General features: G+C 70.3%; 20 protein-coding genes. 17 read left to right on the plus strand and 3 right to left on the minus strand.

The window, feature by feature from the left end:
* Nucleotides 1-3: 3 nt before the first annotated feature.
* Nucleotides 4-3915 carry an ATP-dependent RNA helicase HrpA gene (gene hrpA, locus DC434_RS19660; protein ID WP_116637014.1) on the minus strand — a complete coding sequence of 1304 codons (3912 nt, stop codon included), beginning with the start codon at nucleotides 3913-3915 and terminating at the stop codon, nucleotides 4-6.
* Between the two features lie 68 nt (nucleotides 3916-3983).
* Between hrpA and DC434_RS19665 the strand changes: the two genes are divergently transcribed.
* The 7 genes from DC434_RS19665 (at nucleotide 3984) to DC434_RS19695 (ending at nucleotide 10277) form a co-directional block, all read left to right on the plus strand.
* On the plus strand, nucleotides 3984-4754 hold the full coding sequence (locus DC434_RS19665; protein ID WP_165808138.1) for a CPBP family intramembrane glutamic endopeptidase: 771 nt from the start codon (nucleotides 3984-3986) through the stop codon (nucleotides 4752-4754).
* Nucleotides 4754-5428 (plus strand): hypothetical protein, encoded by a 675-nt coding sequence (locus tag DC434_RS19670; protein ID WP_116637016.1) that lies wholly within the window; start codon nucleotides 4754-4756, stop codon nucleotides 5426-5428. Before DC434_RS19665 ends, DC434_RS19670 begins: the two co-directional genes overlap by 1 nt.
* On the plus strand, nucleotides 5421-5711 hold the full coding sequence (locus DC434_RS19675; RefSeq protein WP_116637017.1) for a transcriptional regulator: 291 nt from the start codon (nucleotides 5421-5423) through the stop codon (nucleotides 5709-5711). The genes DC434_RS19670 and DC434_RS19675 overlap by 8 nt, the downstream gene beginning before the upstream one ends.
* Nucleotides 5712-5753: 42 nt before the next feature.
* Nucleotides 5754-6971 (plus strand): heparan-alpha-glucosaminide N-acetyltransferase domain-containing protein, encoded by a 1218-nt coding sequence (locus DC434_RS19680; RefSeq protein ID WP_243409029.1) that lies wholly within the window; start codon nucleotides 5754-5756, stop codon nucleotides 6969-6971.
* Nucleotides 6968-7804 carry an aldo/keto reductase gene (locus DC434_RS19685; protein WP_116637018.1) on the plus strand — a complete coding sequence of 279 codons (837 nt, stop codon included), beginning with the start codon at nucleotides 6968-6970 and terminating at the stop codon, nucleotides 7802-7804. Before DC434_RS19680 ends, DC434_RS19685 begins: the two co-directional genes overlap by 4 nt.
* A 72-nt stretch (nucleotides 7805-7876) precedes the next feature.
* Entirely contained in the window at nucleotides 7877-8446 is a 570-nt protein-coding gene (msuE, locus tag DC434_RS19690) for an FMN reductase (RefSeq protein WP_116637036.1), read from the plus strand.
* 31 nt (nucleotides 8447-8477) lie between these two features.
* Nucleotides 8478-10277, plus strand: a complete 1800-nt coding sequence (locus DC434_RS19695; RefSeq protein WP_116637019.1) for a DUF255 domain-containing protein — start codon at nucleotides 8478-8480, stop codon at nucleotides 10275-10277.
* Nucleotides 10278-10280: 3 nt separating this feature from the next.
* Here the strand turns inward: DC434_RS19695 and DC434_RS19700 are convergent, their stop codons facing one another.
* Nucleotides 10281-10499: a hypothetical protein gene (locus DC434_RS19700; RefSeq protein WP_116637020.1), complete on the minus strand. Its 219-nt coding sequence runs from the start codon at nucleotides 10497-10499 to the stop codon at nucleotides 10281-10283.
* Between the two features lie 208 nt (nucleotides 10500-10707).
* On the opposite strand from DC434_RS19700, the gene DC434_RS19705 reads away from it, so the two are divergent.
* From DC434_RS19705 to DC434_RS19715, 3 genes are read left to right on the plus strand one after another with little or no spacing between them, the layout of a single operon-like run.
* The gene (locus tag DC434_RS19705) at nucleotides 10708-11799 is read left to right on the plus strand and encodes a histidinol-phosphate transaminase (protein WP_116637037.1); all 1092 of its coding nucleotides are present in this window, start codon (nucleotides 10708-10710) and stop codon (nucleotides 11797-11799) included.
* Nucleotides 11796-13214 carry an amino acid permease gene (locus DC434_RS19710; RefSeq protein ID WP_116637021.1) on the plus strand — a complete coding sequence of 473 codons (1419 nt, stop codon included), beginning with the start codon at nucleotides 11796-11798 and terminating at the stop codon, nucleotides 13212-13214. Before DC434_RS19705 ends, DC434_RS19710 begins: the two co-directional genes overlap by 4 nt.
* Before the next feature lie 3 nt (nucleotides 13215-13217).
* Nucleotides 13218-13700: an Lrp/AsnC family transcriptional regulator gene (locus tag DC434_RS19715; protein ID WP_116637022.1), complete on the plus strand. Its 483-nt coding sequence runs from the start codon at nucleotides 13218-13220 to the stop codon at nucleotides 13698-13700.
* Nucleotides 13701-13714: 14 nt separating this feature from the next.
* Here DC434_RS19715 and DC434_RS19720 read toward each other — a convergent pair whose 3' ends face one another.
* Nucleotides 13715-15268, minus strand: coding sequence for a phospholipid carrier-dependent glycosyltransferase (locus tag DC434_RS19720; protein WP_116637023.1), 1554 nt, complete (start codon nucleotides 15266-15268; stop codon nucleotides 13715-13717).
* A 35-nt stretch (nucleotides 15269-15303) separates the two neighbouring features.
* On the opposite strand from DC434_RS19720, the gene rsmI reads away from it, so the two are divergent.
* The 7 genes from rsmI to DC434_RS19755 all read left to right on the plus strand — a co-directional run bounded on the left by rsmI (nucleotide 15304) and on the right by DC434_RS19755 (nucleotide 23280).
* Nucleotides 15304-16125 (plus strand): 16S rRNA (cytidine(1402)-2'-O)-methyltransferase, encoded by an 822-nt coding sequence (gene rsmI / locus DC434_RS19725; protein ID WP_116637024.1) that lies wholly within the window; start codon nucleotides 15304-15306, stop codon nucleotides 16123-16125.
* Entirely contained in the window at nucleotides 16122-16763 is a 642-nt protein-coding gene (locus DC434_RS19730) for a class I SAM-dependent methyltransferase (protein ID WP_116637025.1), read from the plus strand. The genes rsmI and DC434_RS19730 overlap by 4 nt, the downstream gene beginning before the upstream one ends.
* A 19-nt stretch (nucleotides 16764-16782) precedes the next feature.
* Nucleotides 16783-17889, plus strand: a complete 1107-nt coding sequence (locus DC434_RS19735; RefSeq protein ID WP_116637026.1) for a LacI family DNA-binding transcriptional regulator — start codon at nucleotides 16783-16785, stop codon at nucleotides 17887-17889.
* Between the two features lie 84 nt (nucleotides 17890-17973).
* Complete coding sequence (locus tag DC434_RS19740) at nucleotides 17974-19668, plus strand: ABC transporter substrate-binding protein (protein ID WP_243409030.1); 1695 nt, start codon at nucleotides 17974-17976, stop codon at nucleotides 19666-19668.
* A complete protein-coding gene (locus DC434_RS19745) occupies nucleotides 19665-20645 on the plus strand; it encodes an ABC transporter permease (RefSeq protein ID WP_116637028.1) in 981 nt (326 codons plus the stop codon). Before DC434_RS19740 ends, DC434_RS19745 begins: the two co-directional genes overlap by 4 nt.
* The gene (locus DC434_RS19750; RefSeq protein ID WP_116637029.1) at nucleotides 20642-21556 is read left to right on the plus strand and encodes an ABC transporter permease; all 915 of its coding nucleotides are present in this window, start codon (nucleotides 20642-20644) and stop codon (nucleotides 21554-21556) included. Before DC434_RS19745 ends, DC434_RS19750 begins: the two co-directional genes overlap by 4 nt.
* Nucleotides 21553-23280, plus strand: coding sequence for an ABC transporter ATP-binding protein (locus DC434_RS19755; RefSeq protein ID WP_116637030.1), 1728 nt, complete (start codon nucleotides 21553-21555; stop codon nucleotides 23278-23280). The genes DC434_RS19750 and DC434_RS19755 overlap by 4 nt, the downstream gene beginning before the upstream one ends.
* Nucleotides 23281-23298 lie beyond the last annotated feature (18 nt).

Consider the following 23298-nt stretch of genomic DNA (forward strand, 5'->3'; position numbering starts at 1 on the left):
CGCTCAACGACCGTTGCCGGCGAGTGCCTTCATGATGCGCTGCGGCGAGACCGCCTGCGCGGTGCCGAGGCGCTGCGCGAACACGCTGATCCGGTACTCCTCCAGGAGCCAGCGCACCTCGATCAGAGCGGGCGCGGCATCCGCGGCGAGGGGGGTCGTGCCGCCCGCGTCCTCGAAGGCCTTCGCCATCCGCTCGAACTCCGTCATGCGAGCGCGGTCCTTGCCCGGCTCGTTCGTCAGGGTCTTCAGGCGGTCGAGCATGCCCTCGAGATAGCGCGGGAAGTGCGCGAGCCGCTCGACGCCGGCCGCCGAGACGAACCCCGGGTGCAGCAGGCCCGACAACTGCGTGCGGATGTCGTTCAGCGGCCCGAGGAGCGCGAGGGAGTTCTGCGCCTTGATCCCGCGCTCGACCTCCCTGGCCTTCGTCAGGACGCGGGCGACCAGCGAGACGCAGGCGAACAGGTCGTCGACGAGAGAGGCGGAGACGGCGTCGCGCACGCGGGTGAACTCCGACTCGCTGCGCACGATCCCGGTGCCGTCGGTCGCCGCATCGATCACCCGTCGCGCGACCGACGCCCGGCAGTCCTCGATCAGGGCGGCCGCGGTCTGGTACGGCGACGCCGCCAGTGCGAGCTTCTCCTGGCTGGTGAGGTGCTCCTGCACGTAGGACGAGGGAGAGGGAACGCCGAGCAGGACCAGTCGCAGCACCCCGGCGCGGGTCGCCGCCGCCGCGGCATCCGCCGTCGACTCGACGCGCACCGACACGGTCTTGCCCTGGTCGACGATCGCCGGATAGCCGCGCACCACGCCGCCCGCCACGCGCGTGTCGAGCACCTCGGGGAGATCTCCGACGGTCCAGGCCGTGAGGCCGGTCTGCTCGATCTTCGGGGCTGGATCGCTCGATACCCTCAGCGGTCCGGAAGTGCGCGGAGGGGCGGCGATCGATCGGGCGACACTGCTGCGGGCCCGATCGGAGAGCTGCGTCTGCAGGGCGCGCAGGTCGCGGTCTGATCCGGCGACCCGGCCCCGTTCGTCGACGGCACGGAAGTTCATCCGCAGGTGTGCGGGGACGCGTTCGTCCTCGAAGTCCTTCGCCGTGACGAGCTGGTTGGCCAGCGGCTGGATCAGTCGCGCGAGCGCCTCCTTGAGCGTGCGCGGCGGCAGGCCGCCGTGGTTCTCCGGGCCCTGGTCCGCGAGCTCGGCCCCGAACTTCTCCGCCCAGTCCGCGGCGGGGACGACGTGACGGCGGATGGCCTTGGGCAGGGCGCGCAGAAGGCCGGTGACCAGCTCGGCGCGGAGGCCCGGCACCTGCCAGTCGAAGCCGCGGTCCTCGATCTGCGCGAGCAGGGGAAGGGGCACGACCACGCTCACGCCGTCGTCGGCGGCTCCGGGCTCGAACCGGTACGCGAGACCGAGCACCTGATCGCCCTGGTTCCAGCGCGTCGGGAACTCGCTCTGATCGGCTCGGGCCTCGTCGTCGAGCAGATCGGCCTCGCGCATGACCAGAAGCTTCGGTGTGGCCTGCAGCGCCTCGCGCCACCAGGCCTCGAAGGAGCGCACGTCGAACACCTCAGGCGGGATCCGCTCGTCGTAGAAGCGGAAGACGGCCTCATCGCCGGCGAGGATGTCGCGGCGCCGCTCCCGCTCCTCGAGCTTCTCCAGACGCTTGCGGAGTTCGGCGTTGCTGCGCCAGAACGCACTGACCCGCTTGTCGATGCGCGTCGGATCCCATTCGCCCTCGACGAGCGCGTGTCGCACGAAGAGCTCGCGCGACGCCGCCCGGTCGATGCGCGCGAACTGCACGCGACGTCGGGGGATGATCTCGACGCCGAACAGCGTGACCTTCTCGAAGGCGACGGCGGCACCGGCATCCTTCGACCAGTGCGGCTCGGTGACCTGCCGCTTGGCGAGGTCGCCGGCGAGGGGCTCGGCCCACGCCGGATCGATCGCGGCCACCGTGCGCGCGAACGTGCGCGATGTCTCGACGATCTCCGCCGCCATCACCGCCTGCGGGCTCTTCTTGCGCAGCCCGGAGCCGGGGAAGATCGAGAAGCGGATGCCGCGGGCGCCGCGGTACTCGGCGATGCGCCGCCCCTTCGGCTCTTTGGCGGGGGAATGGGACTTGCCCGCCGGTGCGGTGCGCTCGTCGAGGATGCCGATCTGCGAGAGCAGTCCCGACAGCAGTGCGCGGTGGATCGCGTCCGGATCGGAAGCGCCCTGCGAGGTCCCTGAGCCCTTCCTCGCGTCCTTGACCAGGGTGCTCAACTGGCGGTGCACGTCGAACCACTCGCGCACGCGCACGTAGTTGAGGTGCTCGGAGCGGCAGAGGCGGCGGAAAGCGCTCGATCCGAGCTCGCGCTGCTGCTCCCGCAGGTGGTTCCAGAGGTTGAGGAGCGTGAGGAAGTCGCTCGTCGGGTCGACGAAGCGCGCGTGCAGGCGGTCGGCCTCCTCGCGTCGCTCCTCCGGGCGCTCCCTGACGTCCTGGATCGTCAGACCCGACACGATCGGCAGGACGTCGTGCACGACCTGGGTCCCTGAGCCTGTCGAAGGGCGCCCCGCCTCGATCAGCATCCGCGCGAATCGCGGGTCGATCGGCATGCGGGAGATCTCGCGGCCGACGCGCGTGAGGTGAGGGGAATCGTCGCGCCGCGACGGCGCCACCGCGCCGAGCTCGGTGAGCAGGTCGAAGGCGGCCTTCACGCCCCGCGAGTCCGGCGGGGTGAGGAACGGGAAGGCGGTGATGTCGCCGAATCCGAGCGACAGCATCTGCAGGATGACCGAGGCCAGCGAGGTGCGCAGGATCTCGGGTTCGGTGAACTCCGGACGCTTCTCGAAGTCCTCCTCCGCGTACAGGCGGATGGCGATGCCGTCGCTCGTCCGTCCGGCGCGACCCGAGCGCTGATTCGCCGAGGCCTGCGAGATCGCCTCGATCGGGAGCTGCTGCACCTTGGAGCGGTTGCTGTAGCGCGAGATCCGGGCCGTGCCGGTGTCGATCACGTACCGGATGCCGGGAACCGTGAGGCTCGTCTCGGCGACGTTCGTGGCGAGGATCACCCGGCGGCGCACGCCCGCCACGCGGCTGCGCTCGAAGACCCGGTGCTGTTCGGCCGCCGACAGGCGTCCGTAGAGGGGGAGGACCTCGGTGGGAGAGCGATCCTTCGCGTAGGCGCCGCGCACGGCATCCGCGGCGTCCCGGATCTCCGCCTCTCCGGGGAGGAAGACGAGCACGTCGCCGGGCTCCTCGCGGTCGAGTTCGCGGAGGGCCGCGACGATCGCCGATACCTCGTCCTCCTCCTCGGTCTCGTCGGTCTGCGCGCGGTAGCGGATCTCGACGGGATACGTGCGGCCGGAGACCTCGATGATCGGGGCGGGGGCGCCGCCCTCCGGGGCGAAGTGCTTCGCGAAGCTCTCCGGATCGATCGTCGCGGAGGTGATGATCACCTTGAGATCGGGACGCTCGGGCAGGATGCGCACCAGGTATCCGATCAGGAAGTCGACGTTGAGCGAGCGCTCGTGCGCCTCGTCGATGATGATCGTGTCGTAGCGGGTGAGCAGCCGATCGCGATGGATCTCGTTGAGGAGGATGCCGTCGGTCATCAGCGCGACGCGGGTCTCGTCGGACACCTTGTCGGTGAAGCGCACCTTGTAGCCGACGAGCGTGCCCAGCTCGACCTGGAGCTCCTCCGCCACGCGCTCGGCGATCGTGCGGGCGGCCAGACGTCGCGGCTGGGTGTGCGCGATACGGCTGCGGCCGAGCTCGAGCGCGATCTTCGGCAGCTGCGTCGTCTTGCCCGATCCGGTCGCGCCGGCGACGATGACGACCTGGTTGTCGCGGATGGCGTCGGCGATCTCCTCCCTGGCCGCGCTGACGGGCAGCTCCGGGGGATAGGAGATGAGGGGGAGGGACGCAGACATAGCCCTCCATCGTATGACGGATCATGGATGCCATTGCCTTGCAAAGCACTTTGAGATACAAAGTAAGTATGACGACACGGAGATGGGCGATCGGACTGCCGGTGCTGCGCGTCGCTCTCGTCGCGGCGGCATCCGTCTCGGTCTGGCTCGTCGCCCGGATCGATGAGGTCGACCTCGCCTTCCCGCCGCCGCCGATGCTCGCGGTCGTCGCGATGCTCCCCGTCAACGTGGTCTGCCTCCTGCTCGTCGCGCGGCTGCTGCGTCGCGAGGGGCGTACCGTCCGGGAGCTCCTCGGCTATGAGCCGCGGCGCCTCGGACGCGACCTCCTCTGGGGACTGCTGTGGGTCGTGGTGATGTATCTGCCCTTCGTCGCGACGATTATGCTCGTCGTCTGGCTGCAGTACGGCAGCGAGATCTTCGCCCGGATGGAGACGATCTTCTTCGACCCGGCGAGCATCCCGGCTCTCGATCCCGTCACCTGGAGCGTCATCGCGGTCGTCGGGGTGCTCACCTTCGCGCCGCTGAACGCCCCGGTCGAGGAACTCGTGTATCGCGGCTACGCCCAGGGCGAGCTCGACAGGCGCTGGCCGACGACCCTCGCGATCCTCGTGCCCGCGGCGCTCTTCGCCACGCAGCACATCTGGTACGCGCCCACACCCGCAGCAGTGCTCGCGTTCGTCTGCGCCTTCTTCGTGTGGGGCGCGGGATCCGGGCTCATCTATCGGCGTCAGCACCGGCTGATGCCCCTGGTCCTCGCGCACGGGCTGGTCAACCTGTTCTTCACCCTTCCCGTGCTCGTCTTCGTCATGATGGGCCTGCCCGTGAACGGAGCCGTCTGATGGTCGAGTCGTCGAACCCTGAGGAAGAGGCGCTCGCGCCGGCGGAGATGCTCGCGCTGATGCAGGCCCAACAGCGCAGTATGGAGGGTCGGATCGCGGCCTTCGTGCCCGTACTGCTCACCGCGTGGGGCGTCGCGTGGCTCGTCGGTCTCGGATCGCTGTGGTCGATCGACGGGATGCGTCCTGGTCTCACCGTGCCGCCGGTCGTGGCCCTCACGATCGCTGTGGCGCTGATCGTCGGCGCGATCGTTCTCTCGGCGGTGCTGGGCGCTCGTTCGGGGCGAGGCATGCGCCGTGACGCGGCGACGGCGTTCCCGGCGATCGTCTACGGCTGCACCTGGAGCGTCGGCACCGTCGCGATCGTCCTCCTCGGGCTCGGCCTGCTCGCGAACGGCATGGACGCCGCGCTCGCGCGCATCTTCTTCCCCACGGCGCTCGTGCTTTTCGCCGGGCTCATGTTCGTCGTGGGGGCCGCCGTCTGGCGAGCGGTGCCGATGCTGATCCTCGGCGGGTGGATCGTCGTGGTCGCCGCGGCGGCGCCGTTCTTCGGGTACCCCGCCGTCCTCCTGGTGCTGGCCGTCGGCGGCGGATTCGGCTTCCTCGTTCTGGCGGTGCTGTCGTTCCGCCACCTCGCCCGACTGCGCCGTCCCCTGGCAGGAGCACGCCGTGGTTGACCTCGACCCGGTGATCCATGCCGCCGCGCGGCTGCGGATCACCGCGGCGCTCGCGACGCTGGAACCCGCCGACAGCATCGCGTTCCCCCGCCTGCAGGAGCTGCTCGACATGACGGCGGGCAACCTCTCCACGCATCTGCGCAAGCTGGAGGATGCCGGCTACGTCACGGTCGAGAAGACGCATCGGGGACGGACGCCGGTCACCTACCTCGCGCTCACTCCGCGGGGGAGGCGGGCATTCGAGGCCTACACCGAGGCGCTGCGCGCCGTGCTGGGCGGGTGACCTCCGCACCCCATCCACAGTGCAGGGCCCTACGATCATCGGGTGACGACGACAGAGCTGCCGCCCGCCCCGGAGCGCGCGCGAACCCCGATCGCCCTGCGCCCGCTGCGCTGGCTCCGCGGGTTCGGGCGCCCGCCCCGCATCCTCGGACTCGACGTCGCACGAGGGCTCGCGATCCTCGGCATGGCCGGGGCGCACATCGGCGAGACCGAGGCGTTCGACTGGACGGACCCGACCACCTGGACGGACCTCGTGCACGGGCGCTCCTCGATCCTCTTCGCCGTCCTCGCGGGAGTCTCGATCGCGCTGATGACGGGCCGCTCGACGGTGCCGGAACGAGAGCGCCTCCCCGACATCCGTCTGCGGCTGGTCGGACGCGGTGCGGTGATCTTCGCGATCGGCCTCGCCCTCGAGATGCTGAACACCCCCATCGCGGTGATCCTGACGCTCTACGGACTGATCTACGTCGCGGTCATCCCGTTCCTGCGCTGGCGGCCGTGGCAGTTGCTGCTCGGCGCCGGGGTGCTCGCGCTCGCGGGGCCGCCCCTGCTGGCGTTCCTGGCCGCCGTCACGCTGCATCCGTACGGCGCCGGCATCGGCTTCGTGCTCTACGGGTCGTATCCCCTCACGGTCTGGATGGCGCTGGTGCTGGGCGGCATGGCGCTCGGTCGCCTGCACCCCGAGCGCATCCGCACCGCCGTGATCGCGCTCGGCGTCGGCATCGGGCTCGCCGTCGCGGGCTACGGTCTGGGGGCCGTCGGTCAGGCACTCGGCGCCTCGGTCGCCCTCGAGCGCGGCTCGGGCGTCATGAAGAGCGGCTGGGAGGGCTACGCGCAGGCGCTCGCGCAGGACGATCCGCTCCGGGCCGTCATCGGCGCGCTGCTCGCGGTCGACCCGCACAGCGGCGGGACGGCCGAGGTGATCGGCTCCGGTGGCTTCGCGCTCGCCGTCATCGCTCTGTGTCTCCTGCTCAGCCGGCCGCTGCGCTGGCCCCTGCTGCCGCTCGGAGCGCTCGGCTCCATGCCGCTGTCGGCATACAGCCTGCACGTGGTCTCGATCATGATGGTCGCGGGTCCCGGCGGCTTCTCCACGAGCAACTCGTTCTGGGGTCTGACGGCGATCGGCCTTCTGCTCGTGACGACGCTCTGGTCGATGTTCCTGGGACGCGGCCCCCTCGAGCGACTCCTGGGGCGCGGAGCGGCGGCGATGGCCGCGATTCCGACCTCGCCTGTCATCACAGGTCATAGGCTGGAATCATGACCATTCCTGCACTCGAACTGAACGACGGCAACTCCATCCCGCAGCTCGGCTACGGCGTCTTCAAGGTGCCGCCGGCAGAGACAGAGCGCGCGGTGAGCGAGGCGCTGGAGATCGGCTACCGCCACATCGACACCGCGGCGATCTACGGCAACGAAGAAGGCGTCGGCGCGGCGATCGCGTCATCCGGCATCGCCCGTGACGAGCTGTTCGTCACGACGAAGCTGTGGAACGACCGCCACCACGACGAGGAGCCGCGCGCGGCGATCGCCGAGAGCCTGGACAAGCTCCGGCTCGAGAGCGTCGACCTGTACCTCGTGCACTGGCCGACCCCCGCGAAGGACGACTACGTGCACGCGTTCGCGAAGCTCGTCGAGCTGCGCGAGGCGGGCCTCACCCGCAGCATCGGCGTCTCGAACTTCCTGGTGCCGCACCTCGAGCGCGTGGTGAACGAGACCGGCGTCGTGCCGGCCGTCAACCAGATCGAGCTGCACCCGGCCTACCAGCAGCGCGACGTCGTCGCGTGGTCCGACGAGCACGGCATCCGCACCGAGGCGTGGGGTCCGCTCGGCCAGGGCAAGTACGACCTGTTCGGCACGCCCGCCGTGGCCGACGCCGCCGCGGCGCATGGCGTCACGCCCGCGCAGGCGGTGCTCCGCTGGCACCTGCAGAAGGGCATCATCGTGTTCCCGAAGTCGGTGCGCGCCGAGCGCCTGCGGGAGAACCTCGACGTCTTCGGCTTCACGCTGACCGACGCGGAGATCGCAGCCATCGACGCACTCGACCCCCTCGACGGCTCGGGTCGCGTCGGTTCGCATCCCGACGAGGTGAACTGACCCGCACGGCTCACATGACGCCCCGTGTCGCTCTCCGCGACACGGGGCGTCGTCGTGGGTACCGTCGAGGTCATGACAGCTCCGTTCCGCGTCGTCGCCGTGTCGGGTTCCCTGCACGAGCCGAGCAAGACGACCGCCCTCGTCCGCGCGATCACGGCCGCCATCGCAGAGCGCGCCCCCATCGAGTCGCAGCTCATCGAGCTGACGCAGATCGGGCCGGGCCTCGCCGGGGCTCTCCGCCGCGACCAGCTCCCTGCCGAGGTCGAGGAGCAGCTGCGCGCGATCGAGACCGCCGACCTGCTGATCGTCGGGAGCCCCGTCTACCGGGCGTCGTTCACCGGGCTCTTCAAGCACCTCTTCGACTTCGTGGGGCAGTACGACCTGGTCGGCAAGCCGGTGCTGCTGGCTGCCACCGGCGGCGGTGAGCGGCACGCCCTGATCATCGAGCACCAGCTGCGACCGCTGTTCGGCTTCTTCCAGGCCCTCACGCTCCCGCTCGGCGTCTACGCGAGCGACACCGACTTCGACGGCTACGAGATCACGTCCGAGATCCTGCAGTCGCGCATCTCACTCGCGGCCGAGCGCGCGCTGCCCCTCGTGGGCTACGCGGCCTCCCGACCCGTGGAGCTTCTCGTCTCCTGATCTCGCGGCCGGGGCGGCGTAGCGTGAGTCCATGACCAACCGGCTCGCCGACACCCTCAGCCCGTACCTGCGCGCGCACGCCGACAATCCCGTCGACTGGTACCCCTGGGGCGCGGAGGCCTTCGCCGAGGCCCGGCGCCGCGATGTGCCGCTGCTGATCTCGATCGGCTACTCGACCTGCCATTGGTGCCACGTGATGGCCAGGGAGTCCTTCTCCGATCCCGCGATCGCCGCCCTCATGAACGACGGCTTCGTGTCGGTGAAGATCGACCGCGAGGAGCACCCGGAGGTCGACAGCGCCTACATGGCCGCGGCATCCGCCTTCACCCAGAACCTGGGATGGCCGCTCACCGTGTTCGCCACCCCGGGTGGGCGGGCGTTCTACGCCGGCACCTACTGGCCGCCGGATGCCCGCCCGCCGATGCCGGCGTTCCGCGACGTGCTCGCGGCCGTTCGGGAGGCGTGGACCCTGCGGCGTGCGCAGGCTGAGGAGTCTGCGGATGCGGTGACCGAGGCGCTGGCGCGCGCCGCCGAATCCTCGCCCGCCGATCTGCCCGACGACGCCGCGATCGCCCGCGCGGCCGAATCCGTCGCCGCCCGCGAGGATCGCCGGCACGGCGGGTTCGGCGGGGAGCCGAAGTTCCCGGTCGCCACGACGCTCCGGTTCCTGCAGGATCCGCTCGTGCGTCGGCAGGCGCCCGAGGCCGCCGCCGCCGTGGGAAGGGCCCTCGCCGCGATGGCCGGCTCCCCGCTGCGCGACGCCGACGGCGGCTTCTTCCGCTATGCCACCCGGCGCGACTGGTCGGTGCCGCATTACGAGCGGATGCTGACCGACAACGCGCAGCTGCTCGATGTCGCGCTCGCCGCGGGCGATGACGAGGCGGTCCGGGGCATCGCGGCCTTCCTGCTCGGAGTGCTCCGCCGCGAGGGCGGCGGCTTCGGCGCGGCGCAGGACTCGGAGTCCTGGATCGACGGCGTGCGCAGCGAGGGCGGGTACTACCTGCGTCCGGTTCCCGAGCGCGCGGAGCTGTCGCCTCCCGCCGTCGACGGCAAGGTCATCACGGGCTGGAACGGTCTCGCGATCGGAGCACTCGCCCGCGCCGGCGCGCGTCTCGGCGAGCCGTCGTGGATCGGCGCGTCCGAGGCCGCCGCCGCTCACGTCCTCCGGGTCAACCGCGGCGCCGGAGGCGCTCTCGTGCGCGCCTCGCTCGACGGGGGAGCCTCGGGCGCGGTCGCGACGGCTGCCGATCTCGGGCTCCTCGCCGAGGGGCTGTTCGCCCTCGCCGCGGCGACCGGGGAGGCGTCCTGGGCGGTCACGGCGCGCGGCATCCTCGACGACGCGCTGGAGGGCGTGGGGCGAGATCCGCTGCTGACGGGCAACGGCATCGCGACGGCGCCGGATCACACGGACGGCGATCTCCCCTCCGACGCTGCGGCGGTCGCGGCCGCGGCACTGACCGCCTGGCGACTGGGCGCGGGGGATCGGTACCGCGACGCGGCCGCTCGGACCGTGCGGGACCTCGCGGTCCGGGCGCTCGAGCAGCCGTTCGCGCACGGCAGCCTCCTGCGGGTGGCGGCGGGGCTCGCCGCACCCCCTCGTCAGATCGTGGTCGTGACGAACGAGCCCGGCGGCGCGCTGGCCCGGGCCGCGCAGCGGGCCGATGCCGACGTGATCGCCGTGGTCGCCCCCGCCCAGGCGGCGGCGTTCGCGGATGCCGGGTTCGAGCTCTTCGAGGGCAAGGCGGCGACGGTGGAGCGCGCCTACGACTGCCGCGCGTTCGTGTGCCGGTTGCCGGTGTCGGATCCGGCCGCGATCTCGTCGGGTCGCTGAGCGTCAGCGGGCGTTGCGCGGGTGCTGTCTCGCGGTGCGCTCGTTGCCCCGGCGGTAGTTCCCGGTCAGGCGAGCCATCAGCAGCTGGGCATCACCGTGCTCGACGTCCACGAGGAACTCCTCGGCGCGGGCGCCGCGCAGGACCGCGGCCGTCGTCCCGTTGTGGCGGATGACGACCTCGTCGCCGCGCACGGCGAACTCGAAACCGGAAGGGCTGCCCATGCCGCGAGCGTAGCGGGTGCTCTGCAGTGGTTGCGCAATCTGCATAGGCTCCCGCGGGAGTTCGGGGAATGATTGCGCGTGATGCCCAGCATCCGGTGCACCGATTGCTCAGCCGATCGGATCCGGTCTAGGGTTGCGCGACGGCGGGCAGGACCACTCGGTCCGCCGCCGGAACGCCGCATCCCCGATCAGCAAGGACGCTCTGACGATGCCCCTCCCCACCCGCGCCGCCCTCGATGTCGTGCCCGCGTACCGTCAGGGGCGCTCGGCTCCGGCCGGGGCGTCGAAGCTCTCGTCGAACGAGTCGCCGCACTCGCCGCTGCCATCGGTCGTCGATGCCGTGCGCGAGCGCCTCGATGCGATCAATCGCTACCCCGACATGAGCGCCGCCGTCCTGCGCGACGACCTGGCCGCCCGGTACGAGGTGGATCCGGCCCTGGTCACCGTCGGAGCCGGCTCCGTCGAGATCGCCGCGCAGCTCATCCATGCGGTCGCCGGCGAAGGAGACGAGGTCATGTTCGCATGGCGGTCGTTCGAGGCGTACCCCTCGCTGGTGCGGATCGCGGGCGCCACTCCGATCGCCGTGCCGCTGAACGCCGAGCACGCGCATGACCTCGACGCGATGCTCGCGGCGATCACCCCGCGCACCCGTCTCATCTTCGTCTGCAACCCCAACAACCCGACCGGCACCGTCGTCGGCGTCGACGCCCTGGAGCGCTTCGTCGCAGCCGTGCCGCACGACGTGCTCGTCGTCATCGACGAGGCGTACGTCCACTTCGACAGAACAGCGAGCTACGGCGCCGGCATCCGGCTGTTCCGCCGCCACCCGCACGTGGCGGTGCTGCACACGTTCTCGAAGGCGTACGGCCTCGCGGGGCTCCGCATCGGCTACGCCATCGCCCCGGCCGAGATCGCCGAGAGCCAGCGCAAGGTCGCCGTGCCGTTCGGGGTCACCGACCTCGCCCAGACCGCCGCACGCGCCTCGCTGGCGGCCGAGGACGAGCTCGCGGGACGCATCGACGAGGTCGTCGCGCAGCGCGATCGGATGCTCGCGATCCTCACCGAGGCCGGCTGGCCGGCCGTCGCCTCGCAGGCCAACTTCGTGTGGGTGCCCGCGGGGGAGCGCACCGCGCAGCTCGAGGCGCAGCTCCACGACGGCGGGGTGATCGCCCGGGCGTTCCCCGGGGAGGGCATCCGCATCTCGTCCGGCAGCGCCGTGGACATCGACCGCGTGGAGGCCGCGCTCTCCGCGGCCGACGCGGGATCAGACCTGACCGATCGCAAGGAGGCGACCGTATGACCGTTGACCGTGAGACCCGTGACCCCCTGACCGAGCCGCCGGTCACGACGACGACCACCAAGGGCCTGCATCCGGGGCTCACGCGACGCCAGATCTCGATGATGGGACTCGGCGGAGCGATCGGCGCCGGCCTGTTCGTCGGATCGGGTCAGGCGATCGGTCTCGCGGGGCCCGCGGTGCTGATCTCGTACCTCGTCGCCGGCGGCATCGTCGTGCTCGTGATGGCCATGCTCGCCGAGATGGTGGCCGCGCGTCCGAGCTCGGGAGCCTTCAGCTCCTACGCGCAGAAGGCGATGGGCCGCAGCGCCGGGAGCGCGGTGGGCTGGCTGTACTGGATCCAGCTGGTGGTCGTGATCGCGGCCGAGGCGACCGGTGCCGCGGGGATCGTCGCGAACTGGATCCCCGGCATCCCGGCCTGGGTCTGGGTCCTCGTGTTCGTCGTGGCGCTCACCGCCGTCAATCTGTTCGGCGTCCGCAACTACGGACGCTTCGAGTTCTGGTTCGCGGCGATCAAGGTCGTGGCCATCATCGCCTTCCTCGTCGTCGGGGCGTGCGCGATCGTCGGCCTCATCCCGGGCGTCCCCGCGACCGGCATCGCCAACCTCGTGGACAACGGCGGCTTCGCCCCGAACGGGCTGACCGGGATCGCCGCCGCGCTGCTCATCGTCGTCTTCGCCTTCGGCGGCACCGAGGTCGTCGCGATCGCCGCGGCCGAGTCGGACGATCCTTCGCGCAACATCCGGCGGATCGTGCGGGAGGTGCTCGTGCGCATCCTCGTCTTCTACGTCGGCTCGATCTTCGTGATCGTCGCGGTCCTGCCCTGGAACGACCCGGCGGTGACCGAGGGGCCCTTCTCGGCCGTTCTCGCGACGCTGAACGTGCCGGGCGTCGGCCTCGTGATGGACCTCATCGTCGTGATCGCGCTCCTCTCCGCCATGAACGCGAACATCTACGGGGCGTCCCGCATGGCGTATTCGCTGGGAGAGCGCGGGCTCGCACCGCTGGCCGCGACCCGCACCAGCCTCAAGGGCGTTCCCTTCGTGGCGGTCCTGGCATCCGTCGCCTTCGGCTTCGTGACGGTCGGGCTCAACTGGGCGTTCCCCGACGTGGTGCTCCCCGCGCTGCTCAACGTGGTCGGCTCGACCCTCCTCGTCATCTGGACGGCGACCGCCGTCGCGCAGATCATCCTGCGGCGGCGTGCCGACGCCGCGGGGGAGACGATGCCGATGCGCATGTGGGGCTTCCCGTGGCTCTCCGTGCTCTGCCTGCTGCTGCTGGCCGCTGTCATCGTGCTCGCGATGTTCGACCCGGGGGCCCGCGTGCAGCTGCTGCTCACCCTCGGGCTCACCGGCGTGCTCCTGCTGGTGGCTCGCGCGACCCGGAGCGTCGCGCGCCCCGGCGTCAGGAAGGACTAGCCGATGCGCATCGATCGCCTCGATGCCGCGCTCATCCGGATGCTCACCGAGTCGCCGCAGCTGCCGATCCTCGAGTGCGCACGGCGACTCGGGATCGCCCGGGGCACGGCGACCAGTCGCCTCGCGCGGCTGCATGAGGGCGGCGTGATCGAGGCGATCGTGCCGCGCATCGACCCGAGCGGCTTCGGCTACGGGGTGGTGGCCTTCTGCCTCGTCGAGATCGATCAGAAGGTCGGGCACGACGACGTCGCGGCGGCACTGGCCGACGCGGTGCCGGAGATCGTCGACATGCACACGGTCACCGGGGCGAGCGACATGCAGCTGCGTCTGGTCGCGCGGGATGCGACGCAGCTGCAGGAGGTGCTCGACCGGGTCGCCCTGGTGCCCGGCGTCGCGCGGACGGCATCGTCGATCGCGATGCGCACGCACCTGTCCGGGCGCGTGCTGCCGTTGGTGGAGCACGTCGCGACCGATGACCCGGCATAGCCGAACCGCCGGGGTCAGACCCAGCCGGGCAGCCAGTTGTGCAGCAGCCAGAAGTCGTACGGCACGCTCATGCCGGTCCAGACCGGGTAGAAGAACGCCGAGACCAGCACGATGAATGCGAGGCAGATCAGGACCGTCCGCTCGCCGGACTGGCGCCGGTGCAGCGGATCCTGCCGTCGTCCGGCGATGGTCCGCAGCGTGAGCGCCAGCGCGATCACGAGGAACGGCATCATCACGACCGTGTAGAACTGGAAGATCGTGCGCTCGGGGAACATCAGCCACGGCAGGTAGGTCGCCGCGAGGCCGACGAGAGGCAGCCCGACCTCGGCGCCGACCGGTCGGCGCGTGATCCAGCCGCGCACCAGTCGATAGACGAGGTAGACGGACGCCGCGACCCCGCCGTACCAGATGAGCGGGTTGGGGATCGACGAGATCACGGCGATGCAGTGGTCCACCCCGCACGGCCCCGGATCCGACCCGACCCACACCGCCGTCGGCCGCAGCAGGAAGGGCCACTCCCAGGCGGGGCTCGCGTACGGGTGCCCCTTGGTCAGCCCGACGTGGAAGCCGAGGATCGTCTGGTGGTAGTTCCAGAGCGCGAGCAGGGGATTCGCGTCGCTCTCCCTGTCGTAGCCGCCGGCCGTCACGAGCCATCCGGTCCAGCTGACGAGGTACACCGCGAATGCGGGGAGCACCACCAGGACGAACGACACGGGGCCCTGGCGGAAGGCGGCGGACGTCGGCCAGAGCACCACGCCGGAACGTCGGCGCGCCAGCGCATCCGTCACGACGACGTACAGACCGAAGGCCGCCAGTGCGTAGAGTCCCGACCATTTCACCGCGGATGCCGCGCCCAGCGCGGCTCCGGCGGCGACGAGCCAGGGGCGACGCCACAGCACCGGTCCCCAGAACGGGGCCGGCGCGTCGGGGTCCCGTCGTTCGAGCAGCGGGATCGTCCGCTGTCGATCGATGAGCACGAACAGCGCCCCGAGCAGGAGGAAGAACGTGAGGATGCCGTCGAGGAGCGCGATGCGGCTGAGGACGATGCTCAGCCCGTCGATCGCGAGCAGGGTCCCCGCGACCGTGGCGACCACCACGGAGCCCGAGAGCCGACGGGCGATGAGGTAGACGAGGAGGACCGAGGCGGTGCCGAGCAGTGCGGTCGCGAGTCGCCAGCCCGCGCTGTTGTCCGGTCCGCCCAGCGCCATCCCGAGGGCGATCAGCCACTTGCCCAGCGGCGGATGCACGACGAAGGCGCCCTTGTCGGAGAGCGGCAGCTCCTGCAGCGTGATGAAGGCCTCGTTCGCGTTCTCGCCCCAGACGCCCTCGTAGCCGAGGGTCCACAGGGACCAGGCGTCCTTGACGTAGTAGGTCTCGTCGAATGCGAGCTGATGCGGGTGGCCGAGGTTCACCAGGCGCAGCACGGCCGCCACCGCAGTGACGAGCAGCGGGGCGAGCCAGCGGACGGCCCGTCCCCAGTCCGGGCTCTGCAGCACGCGATCGCGCAGCTGTCCGTAACGCGTCAGCCGGTCCTCGGGAGCAGGCAGCAGAGGCACGGGCGCGGTCACCGGTCCAGCCTAGACAACGCGCCTATGCTGAGCGGGTGATCATCCTCGCTGCCACGCCGATCGGAAACCTCGGCGACGTGTCCCGTCGCCTGGTGGAGGTGCTCGAGAACGCGGAGACGATCGTGGCCGAGGACACGCGCACCACGCAGAAGCTGCTCAAGGCGCTGCAGATCGACAACCGGCCGCGGCTGATCGCGCTGCACGACCACAACGAGAAGCAGAAGGCGGCGGAGATCGCCGCGCTCGCCGCGGAGTCCGATGTCGTCGTGATGAGCGACGCCGGCATGCCGACGGTCAGCGATCCCGGCTACGGGCTGGTGGCCGAGGCCGTCGCGCAGGGGGTCACGGTGACCGCGATCCCCGGGCCGAGCGCCGTGCTGATGGCCCTCGCTATCTCTGGTCTTCCCACCGACCGCTTCACCTTCGAGGGATTCCTCCCGCGCAAGCCGGGGGAGCGGCGCTCCGTGCTGCGCGCGCTCGCCGCAGAGGCGCGCACCATGGTGTTCTTCGAGTCGCCGGCCCGCCTCGCGAGTGCGCTCGCCGACATGGGCGCAGCATTCGGCGATGAGCGGCGCATCGCCGTGTGCCGCGAGCTCACGAAGTTCTACGAGGAGGTGCGCCGGGGCACGGCATCCGAGCTCGTCGCGTGGGCGCAGGAGGGTGTGAAGGGCGAGATCGTCGTGGTCGTCGAGGGCGCGTCGCGCCGAGACGCCTCGCCGGAGGACGCCCTCGCCCAGGTGCAGAAGCTCGTGGCCGACGGCATCCGTCTCAAGGACGCCGCCTCCGAGGTCGCCGCGCTCACCGGACTCTCGTCCCGCGATCTGTACCAGGCCGCTCTGGCGGCCCGCACGCGATGAGTTCGCCCGCGGATGCGGCGATCGCAGCCGCCTATGACGTGCGAGCCGAGGAGTATCTGAGGCTGGGTGGCGCCGTCGATCAGATGGATCCGCGCGATCGTGACGCGATCGCGCGGTGGCGGGACGCGACTCCGGGCCGTCTGCTCGACGCCGGTTGCGGGCCGGGGCACTGGACCGCCTTCCTGGGCGACGGCGGCAGCGACCGTCGCGAGGTCTCGGGCCTCGACATCTCCGCCGAGTTCATCGCGTCCGCTCGCTCGCGCTTTCCCGACCTCTGCTTCGATCGGGCGTCGTTCCGTGCGCTCCCGTTCTCCGACGGCTCCGTCGGCGGCATCCTCGCCTGGTACTCGCTGATCCATCTCCCGCCCGCCGACGTGCCGGACGTGCTCGGAGAGTTCGCCCGCGTGCTCGCGCCGGGCGGCAGTCTGCTCCTCGGTTTCTTCGCCGGAGAGCCGCGCCGGCCCTTCGCGCATGCCGTCACCACGGCGTACTTCTGGTCGGCGGATGCTCTCGACGCCGTGCTGGCGGATGCCGGGTTCGAGGTGGCCTTCGCCGAGCAGCGTGAGCGCGAACCCGGAGAGATGAGCGTGCGCCCCCACGGAGCCCTGATCGCCCGCCGGGTACCCTGGGCAGGATGACGGCGACGGAGGGGCGATCGTGACCAAGGCGGCGACGGTGTACGACGTCGCGGACCGTGCGGGCGTCTCGATCGCCACGGTCTCGCGGGTGCTGCGCTCACCGGATGCGGTGCGGCCGGTCACACGCGAGCGGGTGCTCGATGCCGTGTCTGCGCTGGGATACGTGCCCAGCGGCAGCGCGCGCGGCCTCGCCGAGCGGCGCACGGGGGTGCTCGGCCTCTACTTCCCGGGGTTCGACGCCGCCGAAGAAGCGCCCGCGCTCGACGTGCTCTCGAGCATCGAGGGGGCGACGCCGCCGTTCACGATCGTCCAGGACGAGACGGAGGCCGAGGGCGAGCATCCCTCGATGCTCTTCCTCGACGAGGTGCTCCGCGGCGCCGAGCTGGAGGCGTGGAAACAGGGGTTCGTGCTGATGGTCGGCGTCGGACGCGACGACCCCGACCGGTCGACCGTGCGGGACATGGCCGGCCGCGTCGACGGCCTCGTGGTGCTGGCGCGCAGTGTCCCGGATGACGTGCTCGCGCGGCTGGCCCGTCGCATCCCGGTCGTGGTGCTCTCGGGACCGTCCCGCGGCGACAGCTACGATCACGTGACCGTGAGCAACGCCGAGGCGATGGCGGAACTGACCCGCCAGGTGCTCGCGCAGACCGGCGACACGCCGCCGGTGTTCCTGGCCGGACCCGAGGATTCCCCGGACGGCGCCGAGCGCTGGGAGGGGTTCTCCCGCGCCATCGCCGAGGCCGGACTCCGCATCGACGATGTGGTCGTGCTGCGCGGCGACTTCACGCGCGCATCGGGCCGTCGTGCGGCGGAGCGGCTGATCGCGCACGGCCTGCCGACCGCGTTGATGGCGGCCAACGATCAGATGGCGCTCGGCGCGCTGGACGCCTTCGGCTCGGCCGGCATCGAGGTGCCGGAAGACCTGATCGTGACGGGTTTCGACGGCATCGAGGCGGCAGCGCTGTCGCGCCCGCGCCTGACGACGGTCCGCCAGCCGATGATCGAGCTCGGGCGAGCGGCGGTGCAGGTGCTCGCCCGACGACTGGTGCGCCCCGATGCGGACCCGGTCGCGGTGCGCCTGCCCCTCGAGATCGTCGTGCGGGAGAGCTCGCTGCGCGCGTCCTGACCACGCATCGCAGGGTCGGACACACGGTCCGCGATCGATGTCAAGGGGTTGCCGTCGCAAAATGTATGCGCTTACAATCGACCCATGGTGACAAAGTTGTCGAAGACGGACAGAGTGTCGGGCACGCACATGTTCCGACGCTGGCGGAGAGCGGCTGTCGTCGCGCTCGCCGGCGCAGCGGTCGTGCTGAGCGGATGCAGCATCCAGATCACGTCGCAGCCCGATCCCTCGATCGGTGCGGACACGATGCTGATCAACGCCGACAAGGGCAATCCGTTCTTCACCCAGAACTTCAATCCCTACCTCACCAACACGCGCACCGCCTCGCGGTGGATCTACGAGCCGCTGATCCTGATGAACAACCTCGACGGCTCGCTGAACCCCTGGCTCGCGACCGAGTGGGAGCAACCAGATGCCCGCACCATCGTGATGACGCTCCGCGATGACGTGACCTGGAGCGACGGCGAGAAGTTCACCGCCGACGACGTCGCCTTCACCTTCCAGATGCTCAAGGACAATCCCTCGCTCGACATCAAGGGGGCCTGGCAGCACCTCGACACCGTCGAGACCGACGGCGACACCGTCACCCTCCACCTGCAGGGCGACGACGCCCCGGCGCTGACGATCCTCGGCCAGACCATGATCGTCCCGGAGCATCTCTGGGAGGACGTCAAGGATCCCGGCACGTACCGCAACGAGGACCCGGTGGGCACCGGGCCGTTCGTGCTCGGCAACTACAACGACCAGCAGTACTCGGTGGACAAGAACCCCGACTACTGGCAGGCCGACAAGATCGACATCGAGCACATCATCCTGCCCGCGACGAACTCGCAGCTCGACACCGTCAGCCGCGGCTACGACTGGTCGTACTCGTTCATCTCCGACGTCGAGGGCACGTGGGGCGCGGCGAGTCCGGACAACACCTGGTGGTTCCCGCCGGGCGGCGTGATCGCGCTCCTGCCGAACCTCGAGGTCGCCCCGTTCGACGACGTGAACGTGCGTCGCGGCATCGCCCTCTCCCTCGATCGTGAGGAGATCGCCGAGACGGCATCCGAGGGCTACATGGAACCCGCGGGGCAGACCGGACTCATCCTGCCGAACCAGGAGGAGTACCTCGATCCCGAGATCCCCGACCAGGGGATGCTCACGCAGGACGCGGATGCCGCGCTCGCAGCCTTCGCCGAGGCGGGGTACACGCTCGAGGGCGATCGCCTGGTCGGCGAGGACGGCGAGCAGCTCGAGTTCGCGATCACCACCGCGAACGGCTACTCCGACTGGACCAGGGCCGCGCAGACCGTGCAGCGCCAGCTCGCCGAGGTCGGCGTGAAGGTCAGTCTCAAGCTCCCGCAGCCGGCCGGATACCAGAGCGCGATCAGCAACGGCGACTTCGAGATGGCGATCGGCGGCATGGGCGGCGGAGACGTCTACCAGGCCTACAACAACCTGCTCTCCAGCGAGTTCTACGTGCCGTCCGGCGAGGCCACTGCGAACAACTTCGAGCGATTCCGCTCGGAGGAGGCCGACGCGCTGCTCGCGGAGTACCGCGGCACCGTCGACACGGCCCGACAGGCGGAGATCGTGCACGAGCTGCAGGGCATCGTCTACGACCAGATGCCGGTCATCGGCCTCTACTACGGCGGCATCTGGGGGCTGTTCAGCGACGCCAAGTTCACCGGCTGGCCCACCGCGGAGGACCCGTACATGATCCCGCAGAACTACGACAACGCGCCGCTGATGATCTTCACGCGGCTCGAGCGAGTCAAGGAGGAGGGCCAGTGAAGTACGTCTTCCAGAAGCTCGGCCTGTTCGTGCTCACCCTGTGGGCCGCGATCACCCTGAACTTCTTCCTCCCGCGTCTCATGCCCGGGTCGCCCGCGGACGCGGCGATCGCGAAGCTGTCGCAGAACGGGCCGGTCTCCGACGCCACGCGTGCGGCGATCGAGGCGCAGCTCGGCGTGCCGACCGGCTCGATGTGGGATCAGTACGTGGCCTATCTCGGCCAGGTGGCGCGTCTCGACTTCGGCGTCTCGTACACGTTCTATCCGCAGTCCGTGTCGAGCATGGTGTCGACCGCCCTGCCGTACACGATCGGGCTGGTCGGGATCGTCACGATCCTGGCGTTCGTGATCGGCACACTCATCGGTGTCGCCGCGGCCTGGCGCCGGGGCACCTGGCTCGACAGCCTGCCGACGCTCACCGGATCGTTCCTCAGCACGTTCCCCTACTTCTGGACGGCGCTGCTGCTGCTGTTCTTCTTCGGCTACGTGCTGCACTGGTTCCCGACGACGGGCGCATACTCCGCGACGACGACTCCCGGCTTCACCCCCGAGTTCATCGGCGATCTGCTGCTGCACGCGATCCTGCCGGCTCTCACGATCCTGCTCACATCGCTCGGCGGCTGGATCATCGGCATGCGCAACGCCATGATCAACACGCTCGGCGAGGACTACATCACCTTCGCCGAGGCGAACGGTCTGCGCGGTCGCACGATCGCTCTGCGCTATGCGGCCCGCAACGCGATCCTCCCCAACCTCACCGGATTCGGGCTCACGCTCGGCGGGGTGGTCGGCGGGTCGATCCTCGTGGAGCAGGTCTTCGGGTACCCCGGCATCGGATACCTGCTCTTCAACGCCGTGATCGGGCAGGACTACCCGCTCATGCAGGCGCTCTTCCTGATGATCACCGTGAGCGTGCTCATCGCCAACTTCCTCGTAGACATCCTCTACGGGGTACTCGACCCGAGGACCCGCCGATGACCTCCACGATGAACGTCAAGATCCCGGCCGACCGCATCGCCGCTCCGAGCCCCTGGCGGGCCTTCGGACGGATGGTCGGCACCCTCTGGTCCAACGGCAAGGCGCGCCTGGGGCTCTGCATCCTCGCCGTCTTCGTGCTGGTGGCGATCTTCGCCCCGGTGCTGGCGCCCTACGGGCCGAAGGACAACGACTTCGACCGCAACGCCGACGCCTCGGCGGCGCACTGGCTCGGCACGACCGCGGCGGGGGAGGACGTGCTCAGCCAGCTCATCTACGGCTCGCAGGTCAGCATCCTGGTCGGCTTCGCCGCCGGCGTCCTCTCGACGATCGTCGCCATCCTCATCGGACTGACCTGGGGGTACATGCGCGGCTTCGGCGGTGACGTGGTCGGCTTCATCGTCAACCTCTTCCTCGTCATCCCCGGCCTGCCGCTGATGATCGTGATCGCCGCGTATCTGCAGAACGGCGGCATCCTGATGATCATCGCCGTGATCGTGGTCACCGGATGGGCGTGGGGCGCGCGTGTGCTCCGCAGCCAGACGCAGTCCCTCCGCGGAAACGACTTCGTCACCTCGGCGCAGTTCTCCGGCGACAGCAGGGCGCGCATCATCTTCCGGGAGATCCTGCCGAACATGACGTCGATCATCGCCGGCACGCTCTTCGGAGCGGCGACGGCCGCGATCCTCGCCGAGGCGGGCCTCGAGTTCCTCGGTCTCGGCGACTCCAGCATCGTCAGCTGGGGCACCATGCTCTACTGGGCGCAGAACTCCAACTCGCTGCTCACCGGTCAGTGGCTGCTGCTGTTCGCCCCCGGTCTCTGCATCGCCCTGCTGGCGCTGAGCCTCACACTCATCAACTTCGGCGTGGACGGCATATCCAACCCGCGCCTGCGAGAGGGGAAGGGACGATGACCGTCTCCGCACAGACGCCCGCCGAGCAGGACGAGATCCTGCTCGACGTGCAGAACCTGTCGGTCGAGTACGCCTCGCCCGGCACCACGCCGGTCGCGGCCGTGCACGACGTGTCCTTCTCGCTGCGGCGCGGCGAGTTCGTCGGCCTGGTCGGCGAGTCGGGGTCGGGCAAGTCGACGCTCGGCTTCGCACTGACCCGCCTGCAGAAGCCGCCCGCCCGCATCAGCGGCGGACGCATCCTGTTCGGAGGCCGCGACATCCGCGAGCTCGACACCGAGGAGCTGCGGCAGCAGCGTCAGGGCGGCTTCGCCATGGTGCTGCAGTCCGGCATGAACGCGCTCAACCCGGTGCGCTCCGTCGGCGCGCACTTCCAGGACATCTTCGCCGCCCACGGACACGTGCCGCGCGAGGACCGCGATGCGCGTGCCAGGGAGCTGATCGGCAAGGTCGGACTCGACGCCGAGGTGCTGAAGCGCTACCCGGGCGAGCTCTCCGGCGGCATGCGGCAGCGCGCGTCGATCGCGCTTGCGCTGTCGCTCGAACCCCAGCTCATGGTGTTCGACGAGCCGACCACCGCGCTCGACGTGCTCGTGCAGCACGCCGTGATGGACACGATCAAGGAGCTGCAGCACGCCGAGCACTTCACCGCGATCCTCATCAGCCACGATCTCGGCATCGTGCTCGAGGCCACCGATCGCGTGATGGTCATGCACGAGGGGAGGATCGTCGAGGATGCGCCGAGCCGGAAGATCCTCGAGGACCCGAGCGACGAGTACACCCGGATGCTGCTGAGCCACTACGCCGATCCGCGTGCGAAGACCATCTCCATCCCGGGCTTCGTCGACCTCGGGACCCGGCGTCGTGAAGGCCGCTCCCGCACCGATGTCACCGAGACCGTGCCGACCGTGTCGGAGCGCGACTCCCGGCGCGCCGATGCGGCGATCGTCGTGGAGGGCGTGTCGAAGCGCTACCCGGCACCGCGCCGCGGTCAGGAGGCCGTCACCGCCGTGGACGACGTCTCGTTCCGGCTCGAACCCGGCGAGGCGCTGGCGCTCGTCGGAGCATCCGGATCGGGCAAGTCGACCATCGCGAAGCTGATCACCGGCGTCGAGAAGCCGACCTCCGGCTCGGTGCGCTTCGGCGACACGGATGTCGCCTCGCTCAAGCGGCGAGGGCTCCGCGACCTCCGCAAGGACGTGCAGATGGTGTTCCAGGACCCGTACGCCGCGCTCAACCCGCTGCACACGGTCGAGTACGCCCTGACGCGGCCGGTCATGAACTACACGAAGCTCCGGGGACAGGAGGCCAGGGCGCGCGTCCTGGAGCTGCTGGAGACCGTGGGCCTCACGCCGGTGGAGCAGTTCGCGGCGAAGCTGCCGCACCAGCTCTCCGGAGGGCAGCGTCAGCGTGTCGTGATCGCCCGGGCGCTCGCGAGCGACCCCCAGGTGCTGATCGCCGACGAGCCCGTGTCGATGCTCGACGTCTCCCTCCGTGCCGGCGTGCTGGCGCTCCTCGAGGATCTGCGAGAGCGGTGGGGCATCAGCATGCTCTACATCACGCACGATCTGCTCAGCGCCCGCCTCGTGACCGAGAACATCCTGGTGCTGAACAGCGGTCGTGTCGTCGAACGCGGCGAGACGAGCGAGGTGCTGCAGCACCCGGAGGATCCGTACACGGTCCAGCTGCTGGACGCCGTGCCCAATCCTGCCCGCGCGGCGCGCTGATCCCCGCGCGATCGCGAA

Origin of the sequence: Microbacterium sp. TPD7012, from assembly GCF_003075395.1 — a bacterium.
Lineage (GTDB): Bacteria > Actinomycetota > Actinomycetes > Actinomycetales > Microbacteriaceae > Microbacterium.

Bases quoted from the DNA above. Each gene is read 5' to 3' on its own strand.
- hrpA (WP_116637014.1), bottom strand. From the start codon at position 3,915: ATGTCTGCGTCCCTCCCCCTCATCTCCTATCCCCCGGAGCTGCCCGTC.
- DC434_RS19665 (WP_165808138.1), top strand. From the start codon at position 3,984: ATGACGACACGGAGATGGGCGATCGGACTGCCGGTGCTGCGCGTCGCT.
- DC434_RS19670 (WP_116637016.1), top strand. From the start codon at position 4,754: ATGGTCGAGTCGTCGAACCCTGAGGAAGAGGCGCTCGCGCCGGCGGAG.
- DC434_RS19685 (WP_116637018.1), top strand. From the start codon at position 6,968: ATGACCATTCCTGCACTCGAACTGAACGACGGCAACTCCATCCCGCAG.
- msuE (WP_116637036.1), top strand. From the start codon at position 7,877: ATGACAGCTCCGTTCCGCGTCGTCGCCGTGTCGGGTTCCCTGCACGAG.
- DC434_RS19695 (WP_116637019.1), top strand. From the start codon at position 8,478: ATGACCAACCGGCTCGCCGACACCCTCAGCCCGTACCTGCGCGCGCAC.
- DC434_RS19700 (WP_116637020.1), bottom strand. From the start codon at position 10,499: ATGGGCAGCCCTTCCGGTTTCGAGTTCGCCGTGCGCGGCGACGAGGTC.
- DC434_RS19705 (WP_116637037.1), top strand. From the start codon at position 10,708: ATGCCCCTCCCCACCCGCGCCGCCCTCGATGTCGTGCCCGCGTACCGT.
- DC434_RS19710 (WP_116637021.1), top strand. From the start codon at position 11,796: ATGACCGTTGACCGTGAGACCCGTGACCCCCTGACCGAGCCGCCGGTC.
- DC434_RS19715 (WP_116637022.1), top strand. From the start codon at position 13,218: ATGCGCATCGATCGCCTCGATGCCGCGCTCATCCGGATGCTCACCGAG.
- DC434_RS19730 (WP_116637025.1), top strand. From the start codon at position 16,122: ATGAGTTCGCCCGCGGATGCGGCGATCGCAGCCGCCTATGACGTGCGA.
- DC434_RS19740 (WP_243409030.1), top strand. From the start codon at position 17,974: ATGGTGACAAAGTTGTCGAAGACGGACAGAGTGTCGGGCACGCACATG.
- DC434_RS19750 (WP_116637029.1), top strand. From the start codon at position 20,642: ATGACCTCCACGATGAACGTCAAGATCCCGGCCGACCGCATCGCCGCT.
- DC434_RS19755 (WP_116637030.1), top strand. From the start codon at position 21,553: ATGACCGTCTCCGCACAGACGCCCGCCGAGCAGGACGAGATCCTGCTC.